This window comes from Vreelandella sp. 21 (assembly GCF_050995515.1).
GTDB lineage: Bacteria > Pseudomonadota > Gammaproteobacteria > Pseudomonadales > Halomonadaceae > Vreelandella > Vreelandella alkaliphila.
Genome location: NZ_CP194673.1, coordinates 520,813 through 547,247 on the forward strand (window position 1 = coordinate 520,813; position 26,435 = coordinate 547,247).

Annotated in this window: 30 protein-coding genes; 15 read left to right on the forward strand and 15 right to left on the reverse strand. The window is 54.3% G+C overall.

Features of this window, described 5'->3' with window-relative positions:
• The first annotated feature begins 43 nt into the window (after nt 1-43).
• From ACN06F_RS02425 to ACN06F_RS02435, 3 genes are read left to right on the forward strand one after another with little or no spacing between them, the layout of a single operon-like run.
• Nucleotides 44-352 (forward strand): BolA family protein, encoded by a 309-nt coding sequence (locus ACN06F_RS02425; protein WP_038481041.1) that lies wholly within the window; start codon nt 44-46, stop codon nt 350-352.
• A complete protein-coding gene (locus ACN06F_RS02430; RefSeq protein WP_038481044.1) occupies nt 349-1,206 on the forward strand; it encodes a hypothetical protein in 858 nt (285 codons plus the stop codon). Before ACN06F_RS02425 ends, ACN06F_RS02430 begins: the two co-directional genes overlap by 4 nt.
• Complete coding sequence (locus tag ACN06F_RS02435) at nt 1,203-1,676, forward strand: GNAT family N-acetyltransferase (protein WP_038481048.1); 474 nt, start codon at nt 1,203-1,205, stop codon at nt 1,674-1,676. The genes ACN06F_RS02430 and ACN06F_RS02435 overlap by 4 nt, the downstream gene beginning before the upstream one ends.
• Here the strand turns inward: ACN06F_RS02435 and zapB are convergent.
• Both zapB and rsmD read right to left on the reverse strand, forming a co-directional pair.
• The gene (gene zapB, locus ACN06F_RS02440) at nt 1,673-1,867 is read right to left on the reverse strand and encodes a cell division protein ZapB (RefSeq protein WP_038481051.1); all 195 of its coding nucleotides are present in this window, start codon (nt 1,865-1,867) and stop codon (nt 1,673-1,675) included. The genes ACN06F_RS02435 and zapB overlap by 4 nt on opposite strands.
• Before the next feature lie 107 nt (nt 1,868-1,974).
• Nucleotides 1,975-2,601: a 16S rRNA (guanine(966)-N(2))-methyltransferase RsmD gene (gene rsmD / locus ACN06F_RS02445; protein ID WP_038481054.1), complete on the reverse strand. Its 627-nt coding sequence runs from the start codon at nt 2,599-2,601 to the stop codon at nt 1,975-1,977.
• A gap of 90 nt (nt 2,602-2,691) precedes the next feature.
• Here rsmD and ftsY point away from each other — a divergent pair, with 90 nt between their 5' ends.
• The 4 genes from ftsY to rpoH all read left to right on the forward strand — a co-directional run bounded on the left by ftsY (nt 2,692) and on the right by rpoH (nt 6,829).
• Complete coding sequence (ftsY, locus tag ACN06F_RS02450) at nt 2,692-4,107, forward strand: signal recognition particle-docking protein FtsY (RefSeq protein ID WP_433924597.1); 1,416 nt, start codon at nt 2,692-2,694, stop codon at nt 4,105-4,107.
• On the forward strand, nt 4,104-4,772 hold the full coding sequence (ftsE, locus tag ACN06F_RS02455) for a cell division ATP-binding protein FtsE (protein WP_038481059.1): 669 nt from the start codon (nt 4,104-4,106) through the stop codon (nt 4,770-4,772). Before ftsY ends, ftsE begins: the two co-directional genes overlap by 4 nt.
• Nucleotides 4,769-5,809: a permease-like cell division protein FtsX gene (gene ftsX / locus ACN06F_RS02460; RefSeq protein ID WP_433924598.1), complete on the forward strand. Its 1,041-nt coding sequence runs from the start codon at nt 4,769-4,771 to the stop codon at nt 5,807-5,809. The genes ftsE and ftsX overlap by 4 nt, the downstream gene beginning before the upstream one ends.
• 153 nt (nt 5,810-5,962) lie before the next feature.
• Nucleotides 5,963-6,829: an RNA polymerase sigma factor RpoH gene (rpoH, locus tag ACN06F_RS02465; RefSeq protein WP_038481065.1), complete on the forward strand. Its 867-nt coding sequence runs from the start codon at nt 5,963-5,965 to the stop codon at nt 6,827-6,829.
• Nucleotides 6,830-6,923: 94 nt separating this feature from the next.
• On the opposite strand, the gene slmA is transcribed toward rpoH, so the two are convergent.
• The 5 genes from slmA to coaBC form a co-directional block, all read right to left on the reverse strand.
• Nucleotides 6,924-7,532 (reverse strand): nucleoid occlusion factor SlmA, encoded by a 609-nt coding sequence (gene slmA / locus ACN06F_RS02470; protein WP_433924599.1) that lies wholly within the window; start codon nt 7,530-7,532, stop codon nt 6,924-6,926.
• Between the two features lie 21 nt (nt 7,533-7,553).
• On the reverse strand, nt 7,554-8,453 hold the full coding sequence (gene argB / locus ACN06F_RS02475; protein ID WP_009724121.1) for an acetylglutamate kinase: 900 nt from the start codon (nt 8,451-8,453) through the stop codon (nt 7,554-7,556).
• Nucleotides 8,454-8,620: 167 nt separating this feature from the next.
• Entirely contained in the window at nt 8,621-10,003 is a 1,383-nt protein-coding gene (locus ACN06F_RS02480; protein ID WP_433924600.1) for a phosphomannomutase/phosphoglucomutase, read from the reverse strand.
• A gap of 36 nt (nt 10,004-10,039) precedes the next feature.
• Complete coding sequence (dut, locus tag ACN06F_RS02485; RefSeq protein ID WP_038481077.1) at nt 10,040-10,501, reverse strand: dUTP diphosphatase; 462 nt, start codon at nt 10,499-10,501, stop codon at nt 10,040-10,042.
• Complete coding sequence (gene coaBC / locus ACN06F_RS02490) at nt 10,498-11,814, reverse strand: bifunctional phosphopantothenoylcysteine decarboxylase/phosphopantothenate--cysteine ligase CoaBC (protein WP_415964582.1); 1,317 nt, start codon at nt 11,812-11,814, stop codon at nt 10,498-10,500. Before coaBC ends, dut begins: the two co-directional genes overlap by 4 nt.
• A 153-nt stretch (nt 11,815-11,967) precedes the next feature.
• Between coaBC and radC the strand changes: the two genes are divergently transcribed.
• From radC to ald, 7 genes are all read left to right on the forward strand, one after another.
• Nucleotides 11,968-12,642 (forward strand): RadC family protein, encoded by a 675-nt coding sequence (radC, locus tag ACN06F_RS02495; protein WP_038481081.1) that lies wholly within the window; start codon nt 11,968-11,970, stop codon nt 12,640-12,642.
• A 250-nt stretch (nt 12,643-12,892) separates the two neighbouring features.
• Nucleotides 12,893-13,129: a 50S ribosomal protein L28 gene (rpmB, locus tag ACN06F_RS02500; protein WP_038481085.1), complete on the forward strand. Its 237-nt coding sequence runs from the start codon at nt 12,893-12,895 to the stop codon at nt 13,127-13,129.
• 25 nt (nt 13,130-13,154) lie between these two features.
• Nucleotides 13,155-13,310, forward strand: a complete 156-nt coding sequence (gene rpmG, locus ACN06F_RS02505) for a 50S ribosomal protein L33 (protein ID WP_009098622.1) — start codon at nt 13,155-13,157, stop codon at nt 13,308-13,310.
• 186 nt (nt 13,311-13,496) lie between these two features.
• On the forward strand, nt 13,497-14,324 hold the full coding sequence (gene mutM / locus ACN06F_RS02510) for a bifunctional DNA-formamidopyrimidine glycosylase/DNA-(apurinic or apyrimidinic site) lyase (protein ID WP_038481090.1): 828 nt from the start codon (nt 13,497-13,499) through the stop codon (nt 14,322-14,324).
• Nucleotides 14,325-14,405: 81 nt separating this feature from the next.
• Nucleotides 14,406-15,596 (forward strand): class I SAM-dependent rRNA methyltransferase, encoded by a 1,191-nt coding sequence (locus ACN06F_RS02515; protein ID WP_415964581.1) that lies wholly within the window; start codon nt 14,406-14,408, stop codon nt 15,594-15,596.
• Between the two features lie 73 nt (nt 15,597-15,669).
• Nucleotides 15,670-16,104, forward strand: coding sequence for an acyl-CoA thioesterase (locus ACN06F_RS02520; protein WP_231658271.1), 435 nt, complete (start codon nt 15,670-15,672; stop codon nt 16,102-16,104).
• Nucleotides 16,105-16,409: 305 nt separating this feature from the next.
• Nucleotides 16,410-17,525, forward strand: a complete 1,116-nt coding sequence (gene ald, locus ACN06F_RS02525; protein WP_038481099.1) for an alanine dehydrogenase — start codon at nt 16,410-16,412, stop codon at nt 17,523-17,525.
• 66 nt (nt 17,526-17,591) lie between these two features.
• On the opposite strand, the gene ACN06F_RS02530 is transcribed toward ald, so the two are convergent.
• Nucleotides 17,592-17,840 (reverse strand): SlyX family protein, encoded by a 249-nt coding sequence (locus ACN06F_RS02530; protein WP_038481102.1) that lies wholly within the window; start codon nt 17,838-17,840, stop codon nt 17,592-17,594.
• A 110-nt stretch (nt 17,841-17,950) separates the two neighbouring features.
• Here ACN06F_RS02530 and ACN06F_RS02535 point away from each other — a divergent pair, with 110 nt between their 5' ends.
• The gene (locus ACN06F_RS02535) at nt 17,951-18,493 is read left to right on the forward strand and encodes a cold-shock protein (protein WP_038481105.1); all 543 of its coding nucleotides are present in this window, start codon (nt 17,951-17,953) and stop codon (nt 18,491-18,493) included.
• 84 nt (nt 18,494-18,577) lie between these two features.
• On the opposite strand, the gene ACN06F_RS02540 is transcribed toward ACN06F_RS02535, so the two are convergent.
• The 7 genes from ACN06F_RS02540 to map form a co-directional block, all read right to left on the reverse strand.
• Nucleotides 18,578-18,967, reverse strand: a complete 390-nt coding sequence (locus tag ACN06F_RS02540) for a hypothetical protein (protein ID WP_038481108.1) — start codon at nt 18,965-18,967, stop codon at nt 18,578-18,580.
• Nucleotides 18,964-20,136, reverse strand: coding sequence for a succinyl-diaminopimelate desuccinylase (dapE, locus tag ACN06F_RS02545; RefSeq protein WP_038481111.1), 1,173 nt, complete (start codon nt 20,134-20,136; stop codon nt 18,964-18,966). Before dapE ends, ACN06F_RS02540 begins: the two co-directional genes overlap by 4 nt.
• Nucleotides 20,123-21,148, reverse strand: coding sequence for a 2,3,4,5-tetrahydropyridine-2,6-dicarboxylate N-succinyltransferase (gene dapD, locus ACN06F_RS02550; RefSeq protein WP_038481114.1), 1,026 nt, complete (start codon nt 21,146-21,148; stop codon nt 20,123-20,125). Before dapD ends, dapE begins: the two co-directional genes overlap by 14 nt.
• A 57-nt stretch (nt 21,149-21,205) precedes the next feature.
• A complete protein-coding gene (locus ACN06F_RS02555; protein WP_038481117.1) occupies nt 21,206-21,553 on the reverse strand; it encodes a Spx/MgsR family RNA polymerase-binding regulatory protein in 348 nt (115 codons plus the stop codon).
• Nucleotides 21,554-21,581: 28 nt separating this feature from the next.
• Nucleotides 21,582-22,778, reverse strand: coding sequence for a succinyldiaminopimelate transaminase (gene dapC / locus ACN06F_RS02560; protein WP_433924601.1), 1,197 nt, complete (start codon nt 22,776-22,778; stop codon nt 21,582-21,584).
• A gap of 127 nt (nt 22,779-22,905) precedes the next feature.
• Nucleotides 22,906-25,581 (reverse strand): [protein-PII] uridylyltransferase, encoded by a 2,676-nt coding sequence (locus tag ACN06F_RS02565; protein ID WP_038481123.1) that lies wholly within the window; start codon nt 25,579-25,581, stop codon nt 22,906-22,908.
• Entirely contained in the window at nt 25,581-26,372 is a 792-nt protein-coding gene (map, locus tag ACN06F_RS02570; RefSeq protein WP_038481127.1) for a type I methionyl aminopeptidase, read from the reverse strand. The genes ACN06F_RS02565 and map overlap by 1 nt, the downstream gene beginning before the upstream one ends.
• Between the last annotated feature and the right edge of the window lie 63 nt (nt 26,373-26,435).

Consider the following 26,435-nt stretch of genomic DNA (forward strand, 5'->3'; position numbering starts at 1 on the left):
GGGCGTACAATAAATTGGTTGCTGATTGAAGGAGAAAGTACTCATGGCGATGCAGACACAGATTGAGCAGAAGTTAGCGGCGTTAACGCCCGACGTGCTGCACGTAGAAAATGAAAGCCACATGCACAACGTGCCGGCTAACGCTGAGACGCACTTTAAAGTCACCCTGGTAAGCGATAGCTTCGATGGCATCATGCCGGTGAAGCGCCATCAGCAGATTTATGCGCTGCTCGCCGATGAGCTGTCTGGGCCCGTGCATGCATTGGCGTTGCATCTGTACACCCCAAAAGAGTGGCAGACACGTGGCGGCGAGCGCCCGAATTCGCCTAACTGTCGGGGCGGCGGCCAGTGACGCCAGACGTTATTCGCCGGCAGTATTTGGATGCAATGGGCATAACAGCCTGGGCAGCCAAATATCAACTGCCTAACGCACGACCTACGGAGGCGTGCGAATGGGAAGATGCGCCTGCTGTTACTCCGCCGCGAGAGCGCCTTCACGCGCTATTGGACGATGCACCTGCACCTCGCCCGCGTAATCAGTCACCGAAAGGTGATAGTGCTCCCGTTGCCACTCACACGGCATCGGCATCCTCTTCGGCCCCGGCGGCAGTGCGCGCGTTGCTGGGCCAACCTCCTGTTCCTGCCAGTAAGCCAGCCGACGCCCCCGTTGCTTCTACACTGGAAAATTCTACGCAGGAAAAAAAGCCGGTTAGCAAAGTTGAGCCGCTTACGTTCAGTCTTTCCTGTATGTGTGTTGGTGGGCGCTGGTTAAGCCTTCATGAGGGAGAAATAACGCCTATTGAACAGCAACTGCTGGCTAATATGCTGCGGGCAGCAGGCGTGTTGAGCGGTGAAATGCCCGCGGTGACGTATTTTAAATGGCCGCCAATGGCCAATACGTTCACGCCGGAGGAGCCGCTGGAAGAAGCGCAAGACGGAGTGGCTGCCTTTATTGCTGGCGCGGCGGGTAGGCAGGGCTGGCAGTTGGAACGCCTGTTGTGGTGGGGAACTGATGAACTAGCCGATGATTCCCCCTTAGCGCGGGTCATGGATGTTAGCCAGCAACGCAGCCAAACGTTGTCGCTGCCCGTGTGGCAGGGCCCTGCATTGAGGACACTTGCCGAGCACGGGAGTGCCAAGCGTAAGCTTTGGCCCGCGCTGGTGTCGCTTGGTCAGCAGTGGCGTGCTGAGGTTGCCACCCGGTGATAAGCCCATTAAGCGTTGCTGACAGTGCTGCGTTACAGGCGTTAGAAGCGCAAGCTAACAGTGGCATAAGTTCGCAGCATCTCCATGACGCGCTAAACGACCCTAATTCACAGGTGATTGGTTACTGGCAACCATCAGCTTCGGTTGGCCATGTGTCCGTTGGCGGTGTGCTGCTTGGTTATGCCATCGTGGTGCGTTTGCCATTTGAGGCAGAGCTTCAAGCGATTGGAGTGCTTCCACAGCAGCAAGGCCAGGGAATCGGTGGCAAGCTACTTGGCGCAGTGGTCGCCTGTGCTAGGCAGTGGCAAAGCGAACGCTTACTGCTTGAAGTGCGGGCAAGTAACCGACGTGCGATAACGCTTTATCAGCACTACGAGTTTAATGAAGATGGTCGGCGCCGAGGTTACTACCCGGCTGCACAGGGTGCCGCCGGGCGAGAAGATGCGTTACTGATGTCGCGCTTACTTTAAGACACGCTATCGCTTTCGATGTCTTCAAATTTGCTGAGTACACCCTGTAAACGGCGCTCCCACTCCTCACGTTCTTGCTTTAGCAGCGCGTTTTCGCCACGCAGCTCTTCGTTTTCAAGCTTCATCAATTCCAACGCCTCAACGGTGTCGGTAATTTTTTGTTCCAGCTGGTTAAATAACTCAAGGCTCATGCCTACCTCCAATAACGTCGACAGGCACACTACCTGTCATAACGGGGACAAAAACGTAATTCAGTTGGGCGAGCGTAACGCCGCTGCAGGATTGCGGCAAGCGCAGTTTACACGGGTTTACGAAGATAGAGGCGAGCCGCACTTTCGCCCGCCTGGGTTTCCCGATAAAGCTGCCAGTTAGTGGGCACGCTTGGAGATAGGGACTTTTCAGTTTCCAGGTAGATCATGGCATCGTCTGCAAGCCAGCCGCCGGTTTCTAATGCGGAACAGCAGGAAGCGGCTAAGCCTTGATGAAACGGTGGATCAAGAAAGACGACATCCGCAGGCTGTTGGCAGGGTTGGTTGAGAAAAGCGAGTGCATCGGTAGATACCACTCGGCCATTACTGGTGCTAAGGGTGATAATATTTTCACTAATTAGCGCGGCTACCCGGGAATCGCGCTCGACAAACGTAACGTTGCTGGCGCCGCGGGAAAGGGCTTCAAAGCCTAGTGCTCCTGTGCCTGCAAAGAGGTCCAGCACTTGTTTGCCAAACAGGTGTTGGCCTAGCCAGTTGAATAGGGTCTCACGCACGCGATCAGGGGTGGGCCGTAGCCCTGGGTGGTCGAGTACAGGCAACTGACGGCGGCGAAAGTCGCCGCCGATGATGCGTAGCTTACCCGGCGGTTTGGCAGGCCCGCGCCGCGCTGTCGATGAGCGAGAAGTAGAAGGGCGAGAAGAGCGTTGTCGTTTCATAACGCGGATTGTAGCGGGCTACTTATCCAAAGTCTTGGTCTGCGATGGTAGGATAATCGCAATGTTCACCTATTTAGTCGGATGACACCTATGTTCGGTTTTTTCAAACGTAAGAAAAAGCACGACTCCCAACAGGAGCAGCAAGATCAGCAGGCGCTGTCTCAGGAGGAGCATGGCGAAGTAGAGGCTACCAAAGAGCCAGCGCTAGAGCATAAAACAGAGCAGGCCTTGCCAACGGCGGAAGCTGTTGTGCAAGAAACGTCAGTGCCTGAAACCGAGCCAGCGGAACACAGTACATCCGTTGAAGAAACCGCTGAAAAGTCACAAACAAGTGAATCAGAACTAGCGCCTGAGCTAGCCTCTTCACCAGAACCAGAACCAGAACCAGAACCAGAACCAGAACCAGAACCAGAACCAGAACCAGAACCAGAACCAGAACCAGAACCAGAACCAGAACCAGAACCAGAACCAGAACCAGAACCAGAACCAGAACCAGAACCGGCCACAATATCTGCCCCTAAACCGGCCCTTCAAGAGAAGCCCGTGGCCGAAAAAGGCGAAAAGAGAGGCTGGTTCGCTCGTATTAAGTCAGGGTTAGGCAAAACCCGCGCCAATCTAACTGACGGTATTGCCGATCTGTTTCTGGGCAAAAAGCAGATTGATGATGAGCTGTTGGAAGATCTTGAGACCCAGCTGCTGATGGCGGATGTAGGCATTGAAGCCACTAGCGAGATTATTGAGCGCCTTGAGGCGCGCGTTTCGCGCAAAGAACTGAATAACCCAGAAGCGCTTTATCGCGGGTTGCAAGAAGAGTTGGCGTTGATGCTGGCGCCGGTAGCGACGCCGCTAAGTTTTGAAAAAGAGAGTGAAGGGCCTTTTGTCATTCTTGTGGTAGGGGTTAACGGCGTAGGTAAAACAACGACTATCGGCAAGCTGACCCAGCGTTTTCAACGTGAGGGTAAAAGCGTCATGCTCGCTGCAGGCGACACCTTCCGCGCAGCGGCGGTTGAACAGCTTAAGGTGTGGGGTGAGCGTAACAACGCGCCGGTGATTGCGCAGCACACGGGTGCTGATAGCGCTTCTGTGATTTACGACGCGGTGGCGGCTGCTAAATCACGTGGCGTGGATGTGCTGATTGCCGACACAGCAGGACGGCTGCACAACAAGAGCCATCTGATGGAAGAACTGAAAAAAGTCCATCGGGTCATGCAGAAGCTGGATGGTACTGCTCCTCATGAAGTGATGTTGGTGCTGGATGCGGGGACAGGGCAGAACGCCATTTCCCAGGCCAGCACATTTAACGACGCCGTGCCGATCAGTGGCATTACGCTGACTAAGCTGGACGGTACCGCCAAGGGCGGGATTATTTTCGCATTGGCGAAGCAGCTCAAAACACCGATTCGCTTTATTGGTGTAGGCGAAGGGCTGGATGATCTCCGCCCCTTTGAGGCAGATGACTTTGTTAACGCGCTGTTTGACCGGCAAGGGGATGATGGCCGCGCATGATCGCTTTTGAACATGTGGGTAAGCGCTATGGAGGGCGCTTTGATGCGCTGGCACACCTCAACTTTCGCGTTGCAAGAGGCGAAATGGTGTTCCTGACGGGGCATTCTGGTGCTGGTAAAAGTTCGTTGCTGCGACTGATTATGCGCCTCGAAAAGCCTAGCCGTGGCCGGGTAGTGGTGGCTGGGCACGACATTGCCGAGCTCCACGCCAGCCAAGTGCCGTTTTATCGTCGGCAAATTGGCGTGGTGTTTCAAGATCACCAATTGCTGTTTGATCGCAGTGTGTTCCGCAATGTATCTCTGCCGCTAGAAATCCAGGGGGTAGAGCCGCGTGAAACGGCGCGGCGCGTTCGTGCAGCACTGGATAAGGTCGGGCTTTTACACCGCGAAAAAGCGCTGCCAGTAGAGCTTTCCGGTGGCGAGCAGCAGCGAGTGGGCATTGCGCGCGCAGTGGTTAATAAGCCAGCTCTGCTGCTTGCTGATGAACCTACCGGTAACTTAGACCCACAGCTTTCTGCCGATATTATGGCGCTGTTTGAAGACTTCAATCGTATTGGCACCACCGTGATGATTGCCAGTCACGACTTAGCGCTGATTGCGCGACTACGTCACCGCATTTTGCGTTTGCAAGATGGTCGTCTGGTGGCAGATGAGGGGGCCGTATGAAACGTGCCGCGACACCCCGTCCTATAGGCGCAGCGCCCAAAGGTAAGCGACAATCGGCCAGAGCTCCCAGTGAGCCACACGCCGAGCGGCGTGGCGCACGTTCACAGCAAACACGTTTTAGCAGCCGCTTACGCGCCTGGGGACGCCATCATCGTGCAATGGCACTGGATAGCCTTTATCGCTTGGTACGCCATCCTGTGGGTAATTTGCTAACCATGCTGGCCATCGCCATTGCGTTAGTCTTGCCTGCGGCGCTTTGGTTAACCTTGGATAGCGCTAAGCTGTTAGACGCAGAACTGGATGAGAGTGCAACCCTCACCGTTTATTTGGAAACGACCGTAGACGCTGCACAGTCCGTTCGCATTGAGGAGGCTGTCATCGCGGACGAAGGTGTCGAAACGACCCGCATTATCAGTGCCGAGCAAGGTATGGTTGAGTTTCAGCAGTCCCTTGGTATTGAAGATACCCTGGCAGGGCTGGAAGATAATCCACTGCCGGCCAGTATTGTGATTTATCCACAGAGCGTTGAACCTGCAGCTATGGCACAACTGGCACAGCGCTTGGAGGAGTTCTCTGGGGTAGACGAGGTGCGCGTGGATTTGGCGTGGGTAGAGCGTTTACGTCATTTGGCGGATCTTGGGCGACGGGTGGCGCTCGCGCTTGGGGTGTTGTTCGGCTGTGGTGTGCTGCTAGTGGTGGGCAACACTATCCGTCTTTCGGTTGAGAGCCGACGACGAGAAGTCGAAGTAGTGATGCTCATTGGCGCGACCCATGCCTTTGTCCGTCGACCCTTCCTCTATAGTGGGGCTTGGTACGGCGTGGGGGGCGGTCTGCTGGCGCTGGGATTGCTGGCATTTGGCAACCACTGGCTGTCGATGCCTGTTGCCGCCTTGGCGGCAAGCTACGGAGCGAACTTTGTGTTGCCGCAGTTAGATGTGACAGGCTCTACAATTCTGCTATCTTGCAGTACACTACTGGGCTGGCTGGGAGCTTGGTTGGCTGTTACACGCCATCTCTCTAGCATACGCCCGCGTTGATTATGTTTGTTATGCGGTCAGTAGCGGGAATTTCCACCCCGTTTTGTGTCTTATGCAGTGAATGCATCGGTCATTTGAACCTTATGCTTAGGCTAAGGTCTTAGAGTTAACGGAACACCAACCACGATAGGTTTTAAGGGAGACCACCTGCACATGAGCACTAGTCTTCTACCGGTGGGTCAGCTTTCTCCAGGTCACGATCTGGGCGGCTATATTCAAGCGGTTAACGGCATCCCCGTACTAAGCGTTGATGAAGAGCGTGAGCTTGCATTCCGCCTCCACGATGAAGGTGACTTGGAAGCAGCACGCCGTTTGGTGCTATCGCACCTGCGTTTTGTTGTGCATATTGCTCGTAGTTACTCGGGTTATGGTCTGCCACAGGCTGACCTGATTCAAGAAGGTAACGTCGGTCTGATGAAAGCCGTTAAGCGTTTCGACCCTAATCAGGGCGTTCGCTTGGTATCATTTGCCGTGCATTGGATCAAAGCGGAAATTCACGAGTTTGTGCTGCGCAATTGGCGTATTGTCAAAATTGCAACCACCAAAGCTCAGCGCAAGCTGTTTTTTAACCTGCGTAGCGCCAAAAAACGCTTAGCTTGGCTAAACAACGATGAAGTTAACGCGATTGCGGAAGACCTCAACGTAAAGCCAGAAGTAGTGCGCGATATGGAAGGACGTCTGTCGGCTTACGATGCGGGTTTTGATGCGTCTCCTAGCGACGACGAAGAGAGCACCTATCAAGCGCCGGCGTATTTTTTAGATGACGCTTCCGCTGATCCGGCAACGCTGCTGGAAGACAGCAACTTTGAGGAAGATTCAACGCGTCGCTTACAGCTAGCCTTGAAAGGCCTTGATGAGCGTTCGCGGGATATCTTGCAGCGTCGCTGGCTCACTGACAACAAAGCGACACTGCACGATCTGGCCGATGTTTATGGCGTCAGCGCTGAGCGCATTCGCCAGCTCGAAAAGAATGCGATGAAAAAACTGCGCCAAAAAATGGGCGAAGCTATCGCTGCTTAATCACGTACACATATTGGTTAAGCATAAGATAAACGCCCCGAAGGCTCTGCCTTCGGGGCGTTTTTATTGGGCGTGCATGTTGTGTCACCGCTACCTAAGCTGGTTGTACGGCTGCTCGTAACAGCTGGCTAGACAGCAGCGCCCATTGGTCTTCCCAGTACTCGGTCGGCAAGCGCTTGAAATCACTGCGCACATACTGAGAAATACGCCCTTCAGCCTGAGCGATCAGCAGGTTGGCTGCTGCTGAAGCGGATATGCTGGTGCGTAGCCCTTCGCGCAGCTCAGCTTCCCGCAGTATCTGTTTTAACTGGGTTTCCAAGCGCTCAAACAGTTGGTGAACGCGCTGGCGCAGCCGGGCCGTTTCGCCAGTAAGTACATCGCCTCCCAGTACCCTGGCAAGCCCTGGGTTCTTTTCGGCAAAGCCGAGAAGCAAAGCCAGAATAGTGCCGCATCGAGACGCCGCATTGGGGATATCTTCTAGGATGCGGGTAATGCGCGCAAAGATGCTTTCTTCAATGAAGTCGATCAGCCCCTCAAACATGCGCGCTTTGCTGGGGAAATGCCGGTACAGCGCTGCTTCTGAGACGCCAACCTGGCGGGCAAGCGCAGCGGTTGTAATGCGCTTGCCGCTATCCTCTTCCAGCATAACGGCTAACGCTTGCAGGATTTGCTCGCGGCGGCGAGGTTTTTGTTCGTCACTCATGACGTTAGCCCTCCGTCGCGGTTAACCTGCGTCAGTAATCAGGGTGCCTACCCCAGCATTGGTAAAGATTTCCAGCAAGACCGCATGGGGAACGCGGCCGTCGATAATGTGGGCGCTGTTAACGCCGCCTTTTACTGCATCTAGTGCACAACGTATTTTTGGCAACATGCCACCATAAATCGTGCCGTCGGCGATTAAGGCGTCAACTTGAGCAGTGCTTAGTCCAGTTAATACCTCTCCCTCACTGTTCATCAGGCCCGCGACGTTGGTCAATAGCATCAGTTTTTCAGCGTTGAGTGCCTCGGCCAGTTTGCCTGCCACCAAGTCGGCGTTGATGTTATAGCTGTGGCCTTCACCGTCAACGCCGATAGGTGCTATTACCGGAATGAAGTCTCTGGCGGCGAGCATCTCAATGAGGTCGGTGGAGATAGACTCCACTTCACCTACGTGGCCAATGTCGATAATTTCCGGTGCGGTCATCTCAGGACTTTGGTGCTCTACTTTTAGTTGGCGGGCACGAATTTGCGCGCCATCTTTGCCGGTTAAACCAATGGCTTTGCCGCCGCTTTGATTGATTAGATTAACAATGCTTTTATTGACTAAGCCCCCTAGAACCATCTCCACGACGTCCATGGTTTGAGAGTCGGTCACTCGCATGCCGTTCACAAAGCGAGATTCGATATTCAGTTTTTCTAGCAGGCTGCCAATTTGTGGCCCGCCCCCATGGACGACAACCGGGTTAATACCGACCTCTTTCATTAGCACGATGTTACGCGCGAATGAATCGATCAAGGTGTCTTCAGTCATGGCGTTGCCGCCATATTTAACGACGACCGTTTTGCCCGAAAACTGCTGGATGTAGGGGAGGGCTTCTGACAATACCTCCACAACGACCTGAGGGTCGCGGCTAGTTGAACTCATGACGTTGTCCCTTTTGATTTTTTCCGTCGCTACTTTTTTATCGCGACCGTTATTACAGCGCGAGCATTGGCTTTTCCATGCGGCGTGTTGTCTAGCATTCTTATTGTGTCGCGCATTCGATTGGCACAATCACTTTTCTTCTGTTCACCCTGTCGTATCTATCCACGTTATTGAGGTTCAGGAATCATCAGCGTTGGTGAAATTTTCTCCAGCGCATTGGCAAAGCGCTGTTTTATTCGGCTAAGTGCCGCGGCATCGCTACCCTCAAAGCGCAGTACTAGCGCAGGAGTGGTGTTAGAGGCTCGGCACAGTCCCCAGCCATCGGCATAGTCCACGCGAATGCCATCAATCGTGGTTTTGATACCTTCGCCGAAGTCGCCCTCTCTAGCAAGCTTCTTGATAAGCGGAAATTTTTCTTCATCAGCGACCGCGATATTAATTTCAGGCGTGCTGATATCTTGTGGAAATTGATCAAACAGTTCATCGGCACTGCCGGGGTGGCGGGCTAGAATTTCAAGCAAGCGGGCCGCGGCGTAGAGGCCGTCGTCAAAGCCATACCAGCGCTCCTTGAAGAAAATATGCCCGCTCATTTCACCGCCCAGTTCAGCGCCGGTTTCCCGCATGCGTGCCTTGATTAGTGAATGCCCGGTGCGCCACATTTCAGGCTCGCCGCCAGCGTCGCTAATAACTCGCGCCAGGTTACCCGTGCATTTGATGTCGAAGATCACCTTGGCACCGGGGGTGCGTGACAGCATATCAGCTGCAAATACCATCAGTAGGTGGTCAGGGTAGATCATACGGCCACTTGGCGTGACAACGCCTAAACGGTCGCCGTCGCCGTCAAAAGCCAAGCCAATATCGGCACCTGTTTCCTTAACGCTGTGGATCAAGTCGCGTAGGTTTTCAGGTTTGCCTGGGTCGGGGTGGTGGTTCGGGAAGTGCCCATCAATGTCGGCGAATAATGGGGTGGTTTTTACCCCCAGGCGCTCAATAAGCTGCGGGCCCAACTCTCCGGCGACCCCGTTGCCACAATCCACAACTGCGCTCAGTGGGCGCTCGATATGGATGTCGTTAATAATTCTTTCAAGATACGCCGTGCGTAGGTCATGCTGGCGAACGCTGCCTTGGCCGCTGGTTAGGTCGTTTGCTTGGATGCGCTCATAGAGGGCGGTGATAGCATCACCGGAGAGCGTTTCACCCGCTAAGACGATTTTGAAGCCGTTGTAGTCAGGTGGATTGTGACTGCCGGTTAGCATTACCCCAGAGCAGCTTTCAGGCAGTGTGTGGGTGGCGAAATAAAGCACGGGGGTAGGTGCCATGCCGATGTCTATAACGTCTCGTCCTGAGGCTGTTAGGCCGCGAATCAGCGCTGCTTGCAGGTGGGGCCCGGAAAGTCGTCCATCACGGGCAACAATGACCGTTTGCTCGCCTCGAGCGGCGGCTTCAGAACCAATAGCTCGGCCAATGAGTTCGGTGGTGGCCTCGCTCAGCGTATCGCCCACAATGCCGCGAATGTCGTAAGCACGAAATATCGACGCAGGTACGTTCATTGTCGCTCCTAGATATGCGCTAAAACAGCGCTTGGCTTATTGGCTGCCTGTGCTGCCAAAACCACCGCTGCCGCGAGTGGAGTCTTCAAAGGCATCAACAATGGTAAGTTCTGCTTGCACGACAGGAACAACGACATATTGAGCGAGACGCTCAAAGGGCGATAACGTAAAACTGCTTTGACCACGGTTCCAAACCGATACCATCAGTTCGCCCTGGTAATCAGAGTCGATGAGCCCGACGAGGTTGCCCAGCACGATACCGTGCTTATGACCTAGCCCGGAGCGAGGCAAAATCATACCCGCCAAGCTAGGGTCTTCTATGTAAATGGCAAGGCCTGTTCGCACTAACTGGCAGTCACCAGGTGCAAGCACTAGTGGTTCATCTAGCAGTGCTCGCAAATCCATCCCCGCTGAGCCTGTTGTTGCATAAGAGGGGAGGTAGTCGTGCAGGCGTTCATCCAATACTTTGCACTGCAGGCGTGGGCGAGAACCGCTCATGATAATTCTCCGGAGGATTGAGAGGGTAATTGAGAAGGTGGTTGAGATGGCCGTTGAGAAGGCAGTAGTGATAGTGCGTGACGAATAATTAGCGCGGCTAGCTGGGTTTTAGGCTGAGGTGGGGCTTCCCGTTGATTGGTTCCCGTCGCAGAGCGCCACAGCAGCAGAGCGGCATTGTTATCGCTGCCAAAACCGAGCCCCTGCTGGGAAACGTCGTTGGCTACGATCATATCTAGCCCTTTGCGGGTCAATTTATCTTCTGCATAGCGAGCGACATCCTGAGTCTCGGCGGCGAAGCCCACCACAAAAGGGCGTTGGTTAGTAGGCAGTGCGGAAACATCGGCAATAATGTCAGGATTCTTGACCAGCGTAAGCGTTAGCGTATCGCTGTCGTCGGTTTTTTTGATTTTGTGCTCGGCAGCGCTGGCAGCGCGGTAGTCAGCGACCGCAGCGCAGCCAATAAATAGGCCAGCATGGGGGGCGAGTATTAACGCTTCGTGATGCATTTGTGCAGCGGTTTCCACATCGATGCGTTCAACGCCGAGAGGAGTGGGGAGATTAACTGGGCCGCTTATCAGCGTCACCCGTGCTCCTTGGGCGGCAGCTTCAGCGGCCAGTGCATAACCCATTTTCCCTGAGCTGTGATTGGATAGATAGCGCACGGGATCTAGCGCCTCGCGGGTGGGACCTGCAGTAATCACTACGTGCGGCGCAGAGGCTGATGCTGGTGATTTGGCAGCAGAAGCAAAATGCTGTGCTAAGAAATCAACAATAACCTCTGGTTCGCTCATTCGCCCAGGACCGATGTCGCCACACGCTTGGTCACCAGCCGCTGGCCCGATCAACTGCCAGCCATCGCTGTCTAGCTGAGAGACGTTGCGTTGGGTTGCAGGGTGTCGCCACATGGCCTGATTCATGGCCGGTGCAATCAACTTGGGTGCTTCACAGGCTAGGCACAGAGTGGTTAGCAAGTCGTCAGCCATGCCATGCACTAATCGGGCGATCAAGTCAGCCGTTGCTGGGGCAATCAATACGGCATCTGCCCAGCGGGCCAGCTCAATATGCCCCATGCCAGCCTCTGCTTCAGGATCAAGCAACGAGGTGCGTACCGGCTCCCCTGAAAGCGCCTGAAGTGTTAACGGCGTAATAAACGCTTGAGCACCCTCGGTCATTACCACGCGAACCTCACAGCCGGCTTGCTTGAGTAACCGAACAATCAGCGCGCTTTTATAAGCCGCAATGCCGGCGCTAATGCCAAGCAGCAGGCGCTTGCCAGCAAGCGACGTTAACGGGGATGGCGATAATAAGGCCATGATGGGGAGTCCCATGTAGCGTTTGTTAAAGGTGAGTACCATACCATTTGACGGGTTATTTTGGCATGCTCAAGCAGCAGTTGGAAAAGCCAGTTTGGGTGGGCGCAGTAGCAAACGCGGACGGTGCTATCAGAGTTGGGCAAGGAGGCGGCGATGGGGATTAATCACTGGCCGGAAGGTGAGCGGCCACGCGAGAAGTTATTGAACATGGGGGTGCAGGCGCTTTCAGACGCTGAGCTACTTGCCATTTTTTTGCGAGTAGGCGTGCAGGGGCGCTCTGCGGTGGATCTGGCACGGGATCTGTTGGCCAGTTTTGGTGGTTTGAGGCAGCTTTTGGAGGCGGATCAGGATCAGTTTTGTGCGGCTCGAGGGCTTGGTAGTGCGAAATTTGCCCAGCTTCAGGCGACCCTGGAGCTTTCTAGGCGTCATTTGGCGAGCCAGCTTGCCCGTGGCAATGCGCTTACATCGCCGGCGCTTGTGCGTCATTACTTAAGCTCTCAGCTTCGTCATCTGGGGCATGAAGAGTTTGCCGTACTTTTTTTAGATACACAGCATCGAATTATTCGCTATGAATCCCTGTTTCGCGGTACCCTAGATAGCGCATCCGTTTACCCCCGCGAAGTAGCCAAGCGTGCACTTGAATTACACGCTGGTGCTGTCATCCTAGCTCACAACCACCCATCGGGTGTTGCTGAACCAAGCGATGCTGATCGACGTATTACTGAACGTCTAAAAGATGCCCTTGCACTCTTCGATGTGCGAGTGCTTGATCATTTCGTGGTGGGGGACGGTAACGTGGTTTCGTTTGCCGAGCGCGGTTGGCTATAGCAATTAATCAAAATGGTGCGACGACAAAATCTCGTCGTTTACCTAAGTAAATTGTCCAAAAAATGCCTTTTTTGGTATTTTGGGGCGTTTTTGCTTGCTGGTAGCCGGGTGCTCTGGTATAAAGTGCCACCTTTAAACTTGGGTTGAATAACGGATTTGGGTACAGCTAGGCGGTTAACTGCGTCGACTCCCTCCCTGCTCCGGTTTGCCCGACAGTTTTGAACAACTCGCCAAGCGGTTGGAGGCTCTCATGTCCAAAGTATGTCAGGTTACCGGCAAGCGTCCGGTAACTGGTAATAACGTTTCTCACTCCCAGCGTAAGACACGTCGTCGTTTCTTGCCGAACCTGCACACCCATCGTTTTTGGGTTGAATCTGAAAACCGCTTCGTCAAGCTGCGCGTTTCCTCTAAAGGAATGCGTATCATCGACAAGAAAGGTATCGAAACGGTTCTGGCTGATATCCGCAAACGCGGCGACGCCATCTAAGCTAGCATTTTGGGAGAGTTAAACCATGCGCGATAAGATCAAGCTGGTGTCTAGTGCCGGTACAGGCCACTTCTACACCACTGATAAGAACAAGCGGAATACACCGGATAAGTTCGAATTCAAGAAATACGACCCGGTCGTCCGTAAGCACGTTATCTACAAGGAAGCTAAGATCAAGTAATCGCGATTACAATGATCGGCTTTCACCGCAGGCGAGCGCCTGTTGAAAAACCCGGCCCTAAGCCGGGTTTTTGCATGCCCGGTATTTAGCCGCTTACTTTGTAGGTTGGCGGTATCTGTCCCTACGCTTCGGCACCGCTTAGGCGACAGAATGGTTGTCACGGTGCTGTCATCATAGACTTTCATCATGCCCGAATTGCCTGAAGTTGAAACGACGCGACGCGGCATTGCCCCCTATTTAGAAGGGCAAGAGATTACCGAGGTGCTGGTGCGCCAGACTCGGTTACGCGTGCCGGTGCCCGAAGATCTAGCCGAGCGGCTAGTAGGAACTCGGGTTGGCGTATTAAAGCGCCGCGCTAAGTACCTACAAATTCCCGTGGCGACACTTGAAGGTGAGGCTACGCTGTTGTGGCATCTGGGCATGTCGGGCAGCCTAAGGATTGCAAACGTCGGCGATTTGCCTAAAAAGCATGATCATGTTGACGTGGTGACGGCCAAGGGGCATGTGCTGCGCTACCATGACCCGCGTCGCTTTGGTTTTGTTGACTGGCAGCAGGGCGATGGCAGCTTGGATAAGCGCCTTGCGCACCTTGGTCCTGAGCCGTTGGATGACGCGTTTAACGGTCGCTGGCTCTATAACGCATCGCGTAATAAACGCGTTGCGGTAAAGCCTTTTTTAATGGATAACCGCGTGGTGGTCGGTGCGGGTAATATTTACGCTGCCGAAGCGCTATTTATGGCGGGCATTGATCCCCGACGTGCCGCTGGGAAAATTTCCCTGGCCCGTTACCAGCAGCTAGCCGCGGCGGTTAAAGAGGTGCTGGCGGCAGCGATTACCCAAGGTGGCACCACGCTGCGGGATTTTGTCAGTGGGCAGGGCGAGCCAGGTTACTTTGCCCAGCAACTGAATGTATATGGGCGCCATGGGCAGCCTTGCCTGCGCTGTGGCGTTGAGCTGCGTCGTATCACTCTAGGCCAGCGAGCCAGCGTGTTTTGCCCTGGTTGTCAGCGTTAGCGGCCGCTCTTTGATATTAACTGTTTTGCCTATGCTTTCAGAGTCTATGTGCTTTGTAAGATTGCTCTTTTGGAGATTGTTGTGACTCAACGCCTGCGCCTGAATAAAAATGCCGATCGCCGCCTGAAAGCGGGCCATCTATGGATCTACTCCAACGAGGTAGATATCAAAGAGACGCCACTAAAAAACTTTGTGGCTGGTGAGCCTGCGTTAGTTGAAGCTTCCAATGGCAAAACCCTTGGCGTCGCTTACATTAATCCGCACTCGCTGATTTGTGGTCGGGTGATGTCGCGTGACCCAGAAATGCGCCTAGATCGCTCGTTATTCGTACACCGCTTCAACCAAGCGTTGGCGCTGCGTGAGCGTCTGTTCGATAAACCTTTTTACCGTTTGATCCACGGTGAAGGTGACCTGTTGCCGGGCTTGGTGATTGACCGTTTCGGTGATGTGCTGGTGGTGCAGTTGAATACCGCAGGTATGCAAGCGTTGGCGGAAGATATTGTCGATGCGCTGGAAAAAGTTGTTAAGCCTAATGCCATCGTGTTCCGTAATGATACGGGCGGCCGTCGCCAGGAAGGCCTAGAAGCCCACGTTGAAGTGGTCAAAGGCACACTTCCTGACGAGGTTCTACTGGAAGAGAATGGGGTTACCTTTGCAGTGCCTGTTCTGAATGGCCAAAAGACAGGATGGTTCTACGACCATCGCGTCAACCGCGCATGGCTGAACAGCCAAGTGGCGGGCAAGCGCGTGCTGGATGTGTTCAGTTACGTGGGCGGCTGGGGTGTTCAGGCGGCTGCGAGCGGTGCCTCGGAAGTGTTGTGTGTCGATGCTTCTGCCTCAGCGCTAGATCAGGTGGCACGCAATGCTGAGTTAAATGGTGTGCAGGAGCAGGTCGCAGTAGCCGAAGGCGATGCCTTTGAAGCGTTAGCGGCACTGAAAGCCGACGGCGAACAATTTGATGTGGTCATTCTTGATCCGCCTGCGTTTATCAAAAAGCGCAAGGATATCCCTAATGGTGAGCGTGCTTACGCACGACTAAACCGTGAAGCGATGCGGCTATTGGGCCGCGATGGCTTGCTGTTGTCAGCCTCGTGTTCCATGCACCTCGCTCCTGAGCGTTTGGTGGATGTGGTTCGTGGTGCCGTTCGCCACCAAGACCGTCATGGCCAGGTGATTTTTCAGGGGCATCAGGGCCCCGATCACCCCGTTCATCCGGCTATCCCGGAAACCTCGTATCTGAAGGCGCTGGGCGTGCGGGTATTCCGCGACTAGGCCAAAGACGCTGCTTGGCAAACATTTGCAAGGCAAGAAGTAGCATCAAGGAGTCACCGCAAGGAGTAGCGTTATGGAGTGGGCACTGCCAAACCCTTTTGTGATCGATCTTCAGGTGACGCCGGAGGCCATTGACGCTTACCGGCATGTCAATAACAGCGAGTATTTACGCTGGGTTGAGCAGATCAGTTGGGCCCACTCCGAAGCCTTGGGGCTATCCCTTGAGCGCTATCAGTCCCTAGACCGTGCCATGGTCGTCCATCGTCATGAGTTGGACTATCTGGCACCCGCCTTTGTCGACGATAAGTTGCAACTGGCGACGTGGATTGTTGCCTGCGATGGCCGTTTTAGTTTGACCCGCCGGTTCCAGCTTAAGCGCGTGGGGAGTGGCAAGACGTTGCTAAATGCTCGCACCAGGTTTGCCTGTGTGGCGCTTAGCAGCGGGCGGCCCACGCGGCTGCCTGATGAGTACCAGCGCATTTACGGTGGTGCGGTGGTGGCGGAGTAGCTAATGCTAAAATGCCGTCGATTTTTTCGCTGATTTTCGTTAAACGCTAGATTCTTCTCCCAAAAAACGCCCTAGCCGGCGTTTTTTTTGTTTTTCTTGCTTGAGGTGGTGGTTAGTGCCAGCTGTGCTGTAATTTGCTTAATAGCGCTTATTGATGGCCTGGCTCTAACGGCTAGGTGGTAAAGATAGGTAGTAAAGATGAGGCTCTGACTATCTAGCAGTTGAGACTTAGCAGTTGAGACTTAGCAGTTGAGATTTAGCAGTTGAGATTTAGCACTAACAATCAATAGAGAAGGAAACCGCTAATGAAAATCGCCGTCCCAAAAGAGATCAAAAATCACGAGTATCGGGTGGCACTCACTCCGACAGGTGCTCGGGAGCTAGTAGGGCGTGGCCACTCGGTAAGCGTGCAGGCAGCTGCAGGAGAAGGAGCCGGATTTAGCGACAGCGACTATGAAGCCGCAGGCGCCCAGGTGGAAGCTAATGTAGATGCGTTGTGGCAAAGCGCCGAGCTGATTCTCAAGGTAAAAGAGCCTCAGGCCGAAGAAGTGGCGCGTCTAACCGCCAACCAAACGCTGTTTACCTATCTGCACTTGGCCGCTGAGGAAAAATTAACCCAAGGGCTGATGGCCAGCGGTGCTACCTGCATTGCCTATGAAACCATCACCGATGCAAAAGGTGGGCTACCGCTGCTCGCGCCGATGAGCACGGTTGCTGGGCGCATGGCCGTCCAGGCAGGTGCGCATAGCCTGGAAAAAGCCCAAGGTGGCTCCGGCGTGCTATTGCCTGGTGTGCCAGGCGTTGCGCCGGGTAAAGTTACCGTGATTGGCGGTGGTGTGGTTGGTGAAAACGCCGCCCGTATGGCGTTAGGGTTGGGGGCCGAGGTGACCATTCTGGACAAGTCGATTGCTCGCTTAGAGGTGCTGGACGATCGTTACCAGGGGCGCATCAAAACTGTCTACTCAACGGCGGACGCCCTTGATCAGGCAGCTAAAGAGTCCGATATGATCATTGGCGCCGTACTTATCCCCGGAGCCGCTGCTCCCAAGTTGATTACCCGTGCCATGCTGGCCGATATGAAGCCGGGCAGTGTATTGGTAGACGTAGCCATCGATCAGGGCGGCTGTTTTGAAACCAGCAAGCCTACGACGCATGCCGAGCCGACCTATATTGTGGATGGCATCGTTCATTACTGTGTGGCCAATATGCCTGGCGCGGTGGCGCGGACATCTACTTTGGGTCTTACCAATGCCACCTTGCCGTTTGTACTGGCGCTGGCTGATAAAGGCTGGCAGCAGGCGCTTAAAGACGACCCACACTTCCTGCCCGGGCTCAACGTCCATAATGGTCAAGTGACTTATCAGGCTGTTGCCGATGCTTTTGGACTCAAGAGCATCGACCCAGCGAGTGCAGTGGCATGATAATCGGTACGTCAATTAGTAGTAGGTGATACTACTGTTACCCGGGTGGTGCTGCTAGTGGTGGTGCTAATAGTGAGGGGGCACTTCGTCTTCTGGGCGGGTATCTCCCTGTGAGTCACCCGCCTGGAGTGCCTGATACTGCTCGCGCAAGCGGTCACGCATCAGCGTGCTCAGTTGCTCCAGCTTTTCTAGCCGACGCTCTTGCTGAGCAACCGCTTGGTCAAGGGTGTCTAGCCAATGCTCTTGGTAAGCCAGTCGACTCTCTAAAGATTCAAGAAGTTGAGTTAGCTCTGCAGGCGATAATTCGTTTGTCATGATAACATCGTGACCTTGTGTAGTATGCTCGGTACTGTTAGGAATGGGCCTAGTTGGCCGAGTATTGTCCTTCGTCTGTTACCCATACAACAAGAGAGCTTTTATCATCTATGAATCCAAAAGTTGTTTTTCGCTGTTTCTTCATCAGTGTTTTACTTGCCGCCCCCACGCCACTTCTTTTGGCGGGGATTGTTCATTTAACGAATGCACCGCTTGCTGAGCAGTGGCTGGCTGAGCTTGCCATCAGCGGGGTAAGTGGTGTGTATATTGCCGCTGCTCTGGGATGTTTTATTGCGTTATTTATAGGTACTTTAGCCGCTGCTGCTCTGGCGCCGCCTATGGTAGTGAAAGCTGATGTTTCTCGAACTAAATCTGCGCCGCGTCAGCCTCAAGCGGTACCTGAAGTGGAAGATGATGAAGAGGAAGATATCATCGACCCCAATGATGGTCGCGAAGAGGGCGAAGTAAAGTGGTTTAACACCAATAAAGGTTACGGCTTTATTACCCGGGATAATGGCGAGGATGTGTTTGTTCACTTTCGTGCTATTCGTGGCCGTGGCCCGCGTATGCTTGCTGAAGGGCAGATTGTTCGCTATCACGTGATTAAGAATGACCGTGGCCTTCAGGCAGACGACGTTAGTATTATTGAGTAGCTTTGATTGAATCGCTTTGATTGAATCGCGCTAGCATCGTCAACTGCTGAAAAACAAGACCCCGCTAAGCGGGGTCTTGTGCGTTTAACGGCCTGAATCAGGCCATTCAATGGCTCTTTCCTGGCCCCCTGGCAATACTTGCCAGAAGCGGTCAGGGTCATCGCCGGGGTGCCAGCCACCTAACGAGCAGCGAACCTCGGTCTGTAAAGCTTCGGCGGCGTGCTGAGCGCACTCTTGGTCGGTGTGCCACGGGGTGTGGTGGCTATCAAACCACAAGCTGGCAAAACCATCGGCTGCTTTGTCCACCAATAGTACGGGCACAGCTTCACCTTGATGGTGGCCGCGAGTCTTCCATTTACCCTTGCCGGCTGGGCTAAGGGGCGGTGCATCGAGAGCTTCGCTTAGCCACGCATTGAGCTTATCTATCGCTACGCTGGCAAGGTATACCTCGATATCCGGAAACCGCTCCATCATACGCTCACCTCGTCGTCCGTTAACAAGGCTTGAAGCGTTGCCTCATAAATGCGGCTTAGTTCATCCAAGTCACTGGCGCGCACGCGCTCATTCACTTTATGAATAGTGTCATTAAGCGGGCCAAGCTCGACCACTTGGGCGCCAAGTGTCGCGATGAAGCGACCATCCGAGGTGCCGCCGCTGGTCGAAAGTGCAGGGCGCTCGCCGGTAACGGCTTCTACACCGCGAATGGCAGCATCGACTAATTCGCCTTCTGCGGTCAGGAATGGTTCGCCGTTGAGCGTCCAATCAATATGGTACTCGAGGCCATGCTGATCCAAAATCGACTCGGTGCGGCTTCTTAGCATCTCATGGGTAACTTCCGTGGAATAGCGGAAGTTAAACACGACTTCTACTTCACCTGGAATGACGTTAGTGGCCCCGGTGCCCGCGCGAAAATTAGATATCTGGAAGCTGGTGGCTGGAAAAAAGTCATTGCCTGCGTCCCAGTGCTCGTTAACCAACGCATCCAGTGCGGGCATCGCTTGGTGAATAGGGTTGCGCGCAAGGTGTGGGTAGGCCACATGACCCTGAATCCCTTTGAGATGTAGAACGCCGCCCAATGACCCGCGGCGTCCGTTTTTAATCATATCGCCCAGTCGTGAGGTCGACGAGGGTTCACCGACAATACAGTAGTCCAAGCGCTCGTTGCGTTCGCGTAAATGCTCAACCACTGCGCTGGTGCCATCGATGGCAGGGCCTTCCTCATCGGATGTGATTAAAAACGCAATGCGGCCATCGTGCTCTGGATGGGTGGCCACAAAGCGCTCAACGGCAGTGAGCATCGCCGCTAGGCTGCCCTTCATGTCTGCTGCGCCTCGCCCACAGAGCATGCCGTGCTCATCAATACACGGCTCAAACGGTGGGAATTCCCAGTTCGTGTGGGGGCCGCTGGGCACAACGTCAGTGTGGCCAGCAAAGGCTAATACGGGGCCATGATGGCCTCTTATTGCCCAGAAATTTTTGACATCGCCAAACGGCAGTTGCTCGATATGAAAACCGAGCGCTGTTAAGCGCTCGATCATGAGTTCCTGGCAGCCTTCGTCATCCGGCGTTACTGACGCCCGGCTAAGTAGCTCAAACGCGAGCTGCAACGTGGGCGACAGCGTTTCAGGCTCAGTTATGGGCATGCAGTGCCTCGTTCAGCGCAATGGCGCTTTTATTCGTCAGGCACTCAATACGGCCATTTTGTGAATTGCGACGCAGCAATAAGTCATCTTGGCCTGCTAACTCGCGTGCTGCCACGGTGTTAACTTCTTGTTTCTGATCGTCGAGCAGAGTAACTTTCGAGCCCGCGGTAATATATAAGCCCGCTTCTACGGTGCAGCGGTCACCTAGCGGAATACCGATGCCTGCATTAGCGCCAATCAGGCAGCCTTCGCCAACCTTGATAATGATATTACCGCCGCCAGAGAGCGTTCCCATGGTGGAGCAGCCGCCACCCAGGTCGGAGCCTTTGCCGACCATGACGCCAGCAGAAATGCGCCCTTCAATCATGCCGGGGCCTTCAGTACCTGCGTTGAAGTTGACGAAGCCTTCATGCATTACCGTGGTGCCTTCACCCAGGTAAGCGCCCAGGCGCACGCGAGCAGTGTCGCCAATGCGGATGCCGGTGGGTACCACGTAATCGGTCATTTTGGGGAATTTATCGACGCAGTCGACTGACAGCGCGCGACCCGCTAAACGCGCTTTAAGACGGCGGGCGGGCAGCTCTTCAATATCAATCGCGCCTTCGTTGGTCCAGGCGATGTTGCGCAGCAGGCCAAACATTCCCGTCAGATCCAAGCCGTGAGGCTTCACTAAGCGGTGAGAGAGCAAGTGCAGCTTTAAGTAAACTTCAGGAACGGTCTGCGGTGCCTGATCGCTTTCTAAAAACATCGCGACCAGGGGGCGATGGCTGGCGGCGAATGATTCGGCGAGTGCTGCCTGCTCAGAGTGACCAGCAGCTTCCAATGCTTTGGCCAAGCGCGTGCAATCTTCGGGCAGGAAACTGATTGCCGTATTGCCAGCGGGGGCGTCTAACGCCTCTTTGGCTGCGGCTACCAAGCTGTCTGCAGGATTAAACAGTGGTGCTGGGTAGTAGATTTCTAACCAGTCGCCCTGTGTGTTTTGGGTGCCGATTCCAAGCGCGAAGCTCAGCATAACGCGTCTTCCTTTAAAGTTTTGAATAACAATCAGTTGTTAGGGTTCAGTGGTATGTTAGCCGCTGAGAGAGTCGTAATCGCCGTCGCGGTAGCCCACTAAAATAGTGTCGTCATCAACTTCTAGCAGTGGTCTTTTGAGCAGCGTGGGCTGTTCAAGCACTAGCCTGCGGGCAGAGGTAGCATCCAGGCTGTCTTTTTCTTCCTGGGGTAAATCACGCCATGTTTTGCTGCGCTTATTAAGCGCTTCTAATAGCGGTACGCGCTCAAGAATGTGCTCAAGTAAGCCGGCTGAAAGACCATCTTTACGCAGGTCATGGGTCTTGAAAGGGATACCTTTCTCTTCAAGTACGTTGCGTGCTTTGCGGCAGGTGTCGCATGTGTTGATGATATAGAGTGTCAGCATATAACCTCCTTAAACAAGTCTACGGTGTCTAGCCGCGCTCAAGCAGTTGACGAAGTCGCTCAGCTGCTTCGAGGGTGGGCGCAAGCTCCGCCACTAATGCTAAACGTAGTCGACCCGACCCGGGGTTATGGCCATTTTTCCCTGGGCGGCCCATGAGGCTGCCAGGTAACACGCTGACGTGTTGCTCACTAAATAGCCGCTGAGTAAAGGCGATGTCATCGCCGTCGGGCACTGCTGGCCACAGGTAAAAGCTAGCTTCCGGCGTAGGGAAGTCCATTACGGGTGCCAGCACGTTGGTGACAGCGCTAAATTTTTCGCGGTAAGCGTCCCGGTTGGCACGTACGTGAGTTTCATCCTGCCAGGCGGCGATAGAGGCGTGCTGAAGTGGCAACGACATTGCACAGCCATGATAGGTGCGGTAGCGCTTAAACGGCGCGAGAAGGTTCGCGTCACCCGCTATAAAGCCGGAGCGTAGCCCTGGTAGGTTAGAGCGCTTAGATAGCGAATGAAACACTACGCAGCGTTGATAGTCGTCGCGTCCAAGCTCTGCGCAGGCTTGTAGCAGGCCGGGAGGGGGCGTGCTTTCATCCAGATATAGCTCTGAGTAGCACTCATCGGAGGCGATGATAAAGTCGTGCTCATCAGCCAGTGCGATGAGCTCCTTGAATTCAGAAAGTGGCGTGACGGCCCCTGTGGGGTTGCCAGGTGAGCAAATGAATACCATTTGTACATCGCGCCAGGTTGCCGCGCTCACGGCCGAAAAATCAGGGCGAAAACCGTTGTCAGCCGTGCAATCCAAATAGAGCGGCTCGCCACCTGCCAGTAGTGTGGCCCCTTCATAAATTTGGTAGAAGGGATTAGGGACAGCCACCTTAGCGGGGCGCTGGCGATCCAAGGCGGCTTGCACAAAGGCAAAAATTGCTTCGCGGGTGCCGTTAATGGGGAGTACTTGCTGTTCGGCATCTAGCCCGGCAAGCGAAAAGCGTTGGATTGCCCAGTGGGCAATGGTTTCGCGTAGGGCGGGTAGGCCGTTGGTTGCCGGGTAGCGAGCCATCTCTAATTGATGGGCAACCAGCGCCTCTAACGCCCCTGCGTAAGGGGCGTGTTGAGGCTCCCCAATAGTGAGGGGAATATGTTCAAGCCCCACCGGTGGCACAAGCGCTGCCTTTAGGGCGGCTAGCTTTTCAAACGGATAGGGGGGCAGAAGGTTTAGATCAGGATTCATGGCATGTCCGTTGATAGCCTAAAGGCGGTGCTGGATGTCTGTAAAAACGGCCAACTAAACCGCCGATTATAGGCAACCCCTGGTGCCACCTCAAACTTAACCACCAAGGCGTCGCTCATTTAAGCGCTTACACGCCTAATACTTCGATAAGCCGTTCGCGAAGCTGCTGTTGCCGTTCTGGATCGGTGAGCGGCTCGCCCGCTTTCGTGGTGATAAAGAAAACGTCTTCAACCCGTTCCCCCAACGTGGCAATTTTCGCAGCCGATAAGGCAATATCCTGTTCCATAAAAATACGCCCGACACGAGCCAGCAGGCCGGGGCGGTCTGGGGCAGTTAGCTCTAGCAGCGTACGTTCGTTGGCTGGGTCCTGCTCAATGACCACCTCGGTGGGTACCTTGAAGTGCTTAAGCTGGCGCGGTGTGTGGCGCGTGACGATCTCTGGATAGTCATCCGGATCGTCCAGCTCTTCGACGAGATGCCGACGCATCTCCTCAATATGCTCAGGATCACGGATAGGTTGGCCGTAATGATCTAGCACAATAAACGTATTTAGCGTCCAGTCGTTGTGCGAGGTGGCGATGCGGGCATCATGGATAGATAGACCTAGCTGCTCCATGGCGGCGGCGGTCGCGGCAAATAGGTCGTCTACCGAGCGGGTATGGATAAAAACCTTGGTGCCGCCTTCGGCCATATCGGCGGTGGGTGCGCTAATTAAGACCAGCGGCAAAGCAGACGGCTGGTGGGCAAGAATGCCTTGGGTCTGCCAGACAATTTCGCTGGGTGCGTACTGAAGGAAATAGTCTTCGCCGAGGGATTCCCACAGTTGATCAATCTGAGCGCTGTCTACGCCGACTGTTTGCAGTAACGAACGGGCTTCGGTACGAGTTTCGCGCACCCAGTCATCTCGGTCAGGCGGGTTTTTTAGCCCTCGTCTCAGTGCTCGCTTGGTTTCAGCATGAAGCTGCCGCAACAGCGACGCACGCCAGCCGTTCCACAGGGTGGGGTTGGTTGCATTGATATCGGCAACGGTGAGCACGTAGAGATAGTCTAAGCGGGTCTCGTCGCGCACCGTTAGAGCGAAGTCGCGAATTACGTCGGGATCACTAATGTCGCGCTTCTGGGCGGTCATAGACATCAATAGGTGATGCTCCACCAGCCAGCGCAGTAAGTTGGTGTCGTGTTGAGAGACATGGTGACGATGACAGAATTGCTCAACATCACGCGCACCAATCTCAGAATGATCGCCGCCGCGGCCCTTGCCAACATCGTGAAACAGCCCGGCAATCCACAGCAGATCCATTTTAGGCAGTTGATGAATCAGTGTGGCTGCGACGGGGAAGTCGTCTTTGGCATCCGGTTTGCGAAAACCGTGTAAAAACTTCAGTAAGCGAAGGGTGTGGGCGTCTACCGTGTAAATGTGGAACAAGTCGTGCTGCATCAACCCGACCGCGCGACCAAATTCTGGCAGATACTTGCCCAAGATGCCGTAACGGTTCATGCGCCTTAATTGGCGAGGGACATTGCCGGGAGCCCGCAAAATGGACATGAATAGTCGCTGATGGCGAGGGTCTTCGCGGTAGTGGTCATCAATTTGATGGCGATGATCGCGGATCAGGCGAATGGTGTCGGCGCGTACCCCTTCTATTTCCGGGTGCTTTGCCATCAGCAGAAACAGTTCCAGCATGGCCGCCGGTCGCTCACGAAACAGATTGCGTGAGCGCGCTTGGATGTAGCCGCCTTTGGTTTCGAAGCGCTCGTTCAGCTTAACGGTTTCCAAGGCTTCTTTGCCGCGTAGGATAACCTCATCAAAGTGCTGTAACAGCATGTCGTTAAGCCCGGCCAAGGCGGTCACATGCCGATAGTAGCGCTTCATGAACTGTTCAACTGCTAAGCGCTCAGGGGTATCCCTAAAGCCAAACATTTCGGCAATGGTACGTTGGTGATCAAAAAGTAATCGATCTTCGGCGCGGTCTGTTAGCATGTGCAGGGCATAACGCACCTGCCATAAAAAGGCTTGGCCCTGGCTTAGAATGCGCAGTTCGGCATCATTCATAAAGCCATTCGCGACGATGTCAGCATAGTGCTCAGTGTCGAAATGGCGTTTAGCTACCCAGCCAATCATTTGAATATCACGTAGGCCGCCTGGGGAGCTTTTCAGGTTTGGCTCTAGGTGGTATTCCGAGTTGTTGTAGCGATAGTGGCGGGCAATTTGTTCTTGCCACTTTGCTTCAAAAAAGCGGTCAGCAGGCCAAATATGCTCGGCGCTAAGGCGTTCACGCATCTTTTGGCGAAGATGTTCGGGGCCAGCAATGAGTCGCGATTCCAACAGGTTGGTCATCACGGTGACATCAGCTTCAGCTTCCCGCTCACAGTCATTAAGCGAGCGCACGCTATGGCCGATCTCGAGACCGATATCCCATAAGAAGGTAATGAAAGCGCTTAGCGACTCGCGATAAGGGGTGTCATCATCATGCTCCAGTAGCAGTAGGAGGTCGATGTCTGAGTGCGGGTGTAGCTCGCCTCGGCCGTAACCACCCACTGCCACCAGGGCAACGCCATCGTCAGGCCAGTCGTGCTGGGCCCAGGCAATGGCTAGCAGCTGATCCAGATACCACGCTCGCCCGCGGACTAGGTCGCGTATATCAGCCCCAGAGCGAAACTGCTCATCCAGCTTGGCTTGTAGCTCCCGAAGCGCCGCCTTAAACGGCGCAATGGGGGAGCGTGATCCGGCGAGTTCGGTGCGAAACATAGCGAGATCGTACAGCGTGGTGTCCGGCTCGAACCGGTAGTGATGAAGAAGCATCAGCGATTTAGAAAACTGAAGTCTTCGTCGCTGCGTGCAGTCAGCACGTCAACACCGGTTTCTGTGACCAGCAGCGTGTGCTCCCACTGGGCAGATAAGCTTCGATCCTTAGTGACCGCTGTCCAACCATCGCGTAGCACCTTGGTTTTATAGCCGCCTACGTTAATCATTGGTTCGATAGTAAAACACATGCCAGCTTCCAGCGAGATGTCGGCATCGGGTGCATAGCCATCATAGTGAAGAAACTGCGGATCTTCGTGGAAATCGGCGCCGATGCCGTGACCGCAGAAGTCGCGCACCACGGAGTAGCCGTGTGCTTCAGCATGTTGCTGAATGACGCGGGCAAGTTCCGAAAGGTGTATGCCTGGCTTTACTAGCTCAATGCTTTTGTACAGGCACTCTTGGGTGATACGACATAAGCGCTCGCCCTGGATCGTATCGCCGATGACGAACATCACGCTGGAATCACCGTGGTAGCCGTCGGTTGTTTTGACGGTGATATCCAAATTCATGATATCGCCGTTCTTCAATTTTTTGGCATCATCAGGAATGCCATGACAGACCACGTGATTGATTGATGTACAGGTTGCTTTCGGAAAACCGTGGTAGTTCAGCGGGGCAGGTGTAGAGCCCAAATTGTTAACAATAAAATCGTGGCACAGGCGATCAATTTCACCCGTAGAGATCCCCGCCTTGATGTGGGGGGTGATCATTTCAATGACGCTGGCGGCTTGGCGCCCGGCTTCACGCATTTTCTCGATTTCAGAAGGCGTCTTGATAGGAACGTTCATGAATTCTCGATGTGGGTTCTAAAGTAAGTGGTGAACGGCAATGGTGAGCGGTAAATTAAGACC

Bases quoted from the DNA above. Each gene is read 5' to 3' on its own strand.
- ACN06F_RS02425 (WP_038481041.1), top strand. From the start codon at position 44: ATGGCGATGCAGACACAGATTGAGCAGAAGTTAGCGGCGTTAACGCCC.
- zapB (WP_038481051.1), bottom strand. From the start codon at position 1,867: ATGAGCCTTGAGTTATTTAACCAGCTGGAACAAAAAATTACCGACACC.
- rsmD (WP_038481054.1), bottom strand. From the start codon at position 2,601: ATGAAACGACAACGCTCTTCTCGCCCTTCTACTTCTCGCTCATCGACA.
- ftsY (WP_433924597.1), top strand. From the start codon at position 2,692: ATGTTCGGTTTTTTCAAACGTAAGAAAAAGCACGACTCCCAACAGGAG.
- ftsE (WP_038481059.1), top strand. From the start codon at position 4,104: ATGATCGCTTTTGAACATGTGGGTAAGCGCTATGGAGGGCGCTTTGAT.
- ftsX (WP_433924598.1), top strand. From the start codon at position 4,769: ATGAAACGTGCCGCGACACCCCGTCCTATAGGCGCAGCGCCCAAAGGT.
- rpoH (WP_038481065.1), top strand. From the start codon at position 5,963: ATGAGCACTAGTCTTCTACCGGTGGGTCAGCTTTCTCCAGGTCACGAT.
- slmA (WP_433924599.1), bottom strand. From the start codon at position 7,532: ATGAGTGACGAACAAAAACCTCGCCGCCGCGAGCAAATCCTGCAAGCG.
- argB (WP_009724121.1), bottom strand. From the start codon at position 8,453: ATGAGTTCAACTAGCCGCGACCCTCAGGTCGTTGTGGAGGTATTGTCA.
- ACN06F_RS02480 (WP_433924600.1), bottom strand. From the start codon at position 10,003: ATGAACGTACCTGCGTCGATATTTCGTGCTTACGACATTCGCGGCATT.
- dut (WP_038481077.1), bottom strand. From the start codon at position 10,501: ATGAGCGGTTCTCGCCCACGCCTGCAGTGCAAAGTATTGGATGAACGC.
- coaBC (WP_415964582.1), bottom strand. From the start codon at position 11,814: ATGGCCTTATTATCGCCATCCCCGTTAACGTCGCTTGCTGGCAAGCGC.
- radC (WP_038481081.1), top strand. From the start codon at position 11,968: ATGGGGATTAATCACTGGCCGGAAGGTGAGCGGCCACGCGAGAAGTTA.
- rpmB (WP_038481085.1), top strand. From the start codon at position 12,893: ATGTCCAAAGTATGTCAGGTTACCGGCAAGCGTCCGGTAACTGGTAAT.
- rpmG (WP_009098622.1), top strand. From the start codon at position 13,155: ATGCGCGATAAGATCAAGCTGGTGTCTAGTGCCGGTACAGGCCACTTC.
- mutM (WP_038481090.1), top strand. From the start codon at position 13,497: ATGCCCGAATTGCCTGAAGTTGAAACGACGCGACGCGGCATTGCCCCC.
- ACN06F_RS02520 (WP_231658271.1), top strand. From the start codon at position 15,670: ATGGAGTGGGCACTGCCAAACCCTTTTGTGATCGATCTTCAGGTGACG.
- ald (WP_038481099.1), top strand. From the start codon at position 16,410: ATGAAAATCGCCGTCCCAAAAGAGATCAAAAATCACGAGTATCGGGTG.
- ACN06F_RS02530 (WP_038481102.1), bottom strand. From the start codon at position 17,840: ATGACAAACGAATTATCGCCTGCAGAGCTAACTCAACTTCTTGAATCT.
- ACN06F_RS02535 (WP_038481105.1), top strand. From the start codon at position 17,951: ATGAATCCAAAAGTTGTTTTTCGCTGTTTCTTCATCAGTGTTTTACTT.
- ACN06F_RS02540 (WP_038481108.1), bottom strand. From the start codon at position 18,967: ATGATGGAGCGGTTTCCGGATATCGAGGTATACCTTGCCAGCGTAGCG.
- dapE (WP_038481111.1), bottom strand. From the start codon at position 20,136: ATGCCCATAACTGAGCCTGAAACGCTGTCGCCCACGTTGCAGCTCGCG.
- dapD (WP_038481114.1), bottom strand. From the start codon at position 21,148: ATGCTGAGCTTCGCGCTTGGAATCGGCACCCAAAACACACAGGGCGAC.
- ACN06F_RS02555 (WP_038481117.1), bottom strand. From the start codon at position 21,553: ATGCTGACACTCTATATCATCAACACATGCGACACCTGCCGCAAAGCA.
- dapC (WP_433924601.1), bottom strand. From the start codon at position 22,778: ATGAATCCTGATCTAAACCTTCTGCCCCCCTATCCGTTTGAAAAGCTA.
- ACN06F_RS02565 (WP_038481123.1), bottom strand. From the start codon at position 25,581: ATGCTTCTTCATCACTACCGGTTCGAGCCGGACACCACGCTGTACGAT.
- map (WP_038481127.1), bottom strand. From the start codon at position 26,372: ATGAACGTTCCTATCAAGACGCCTTCTGAAATCGAGAAAATGCGTGAA.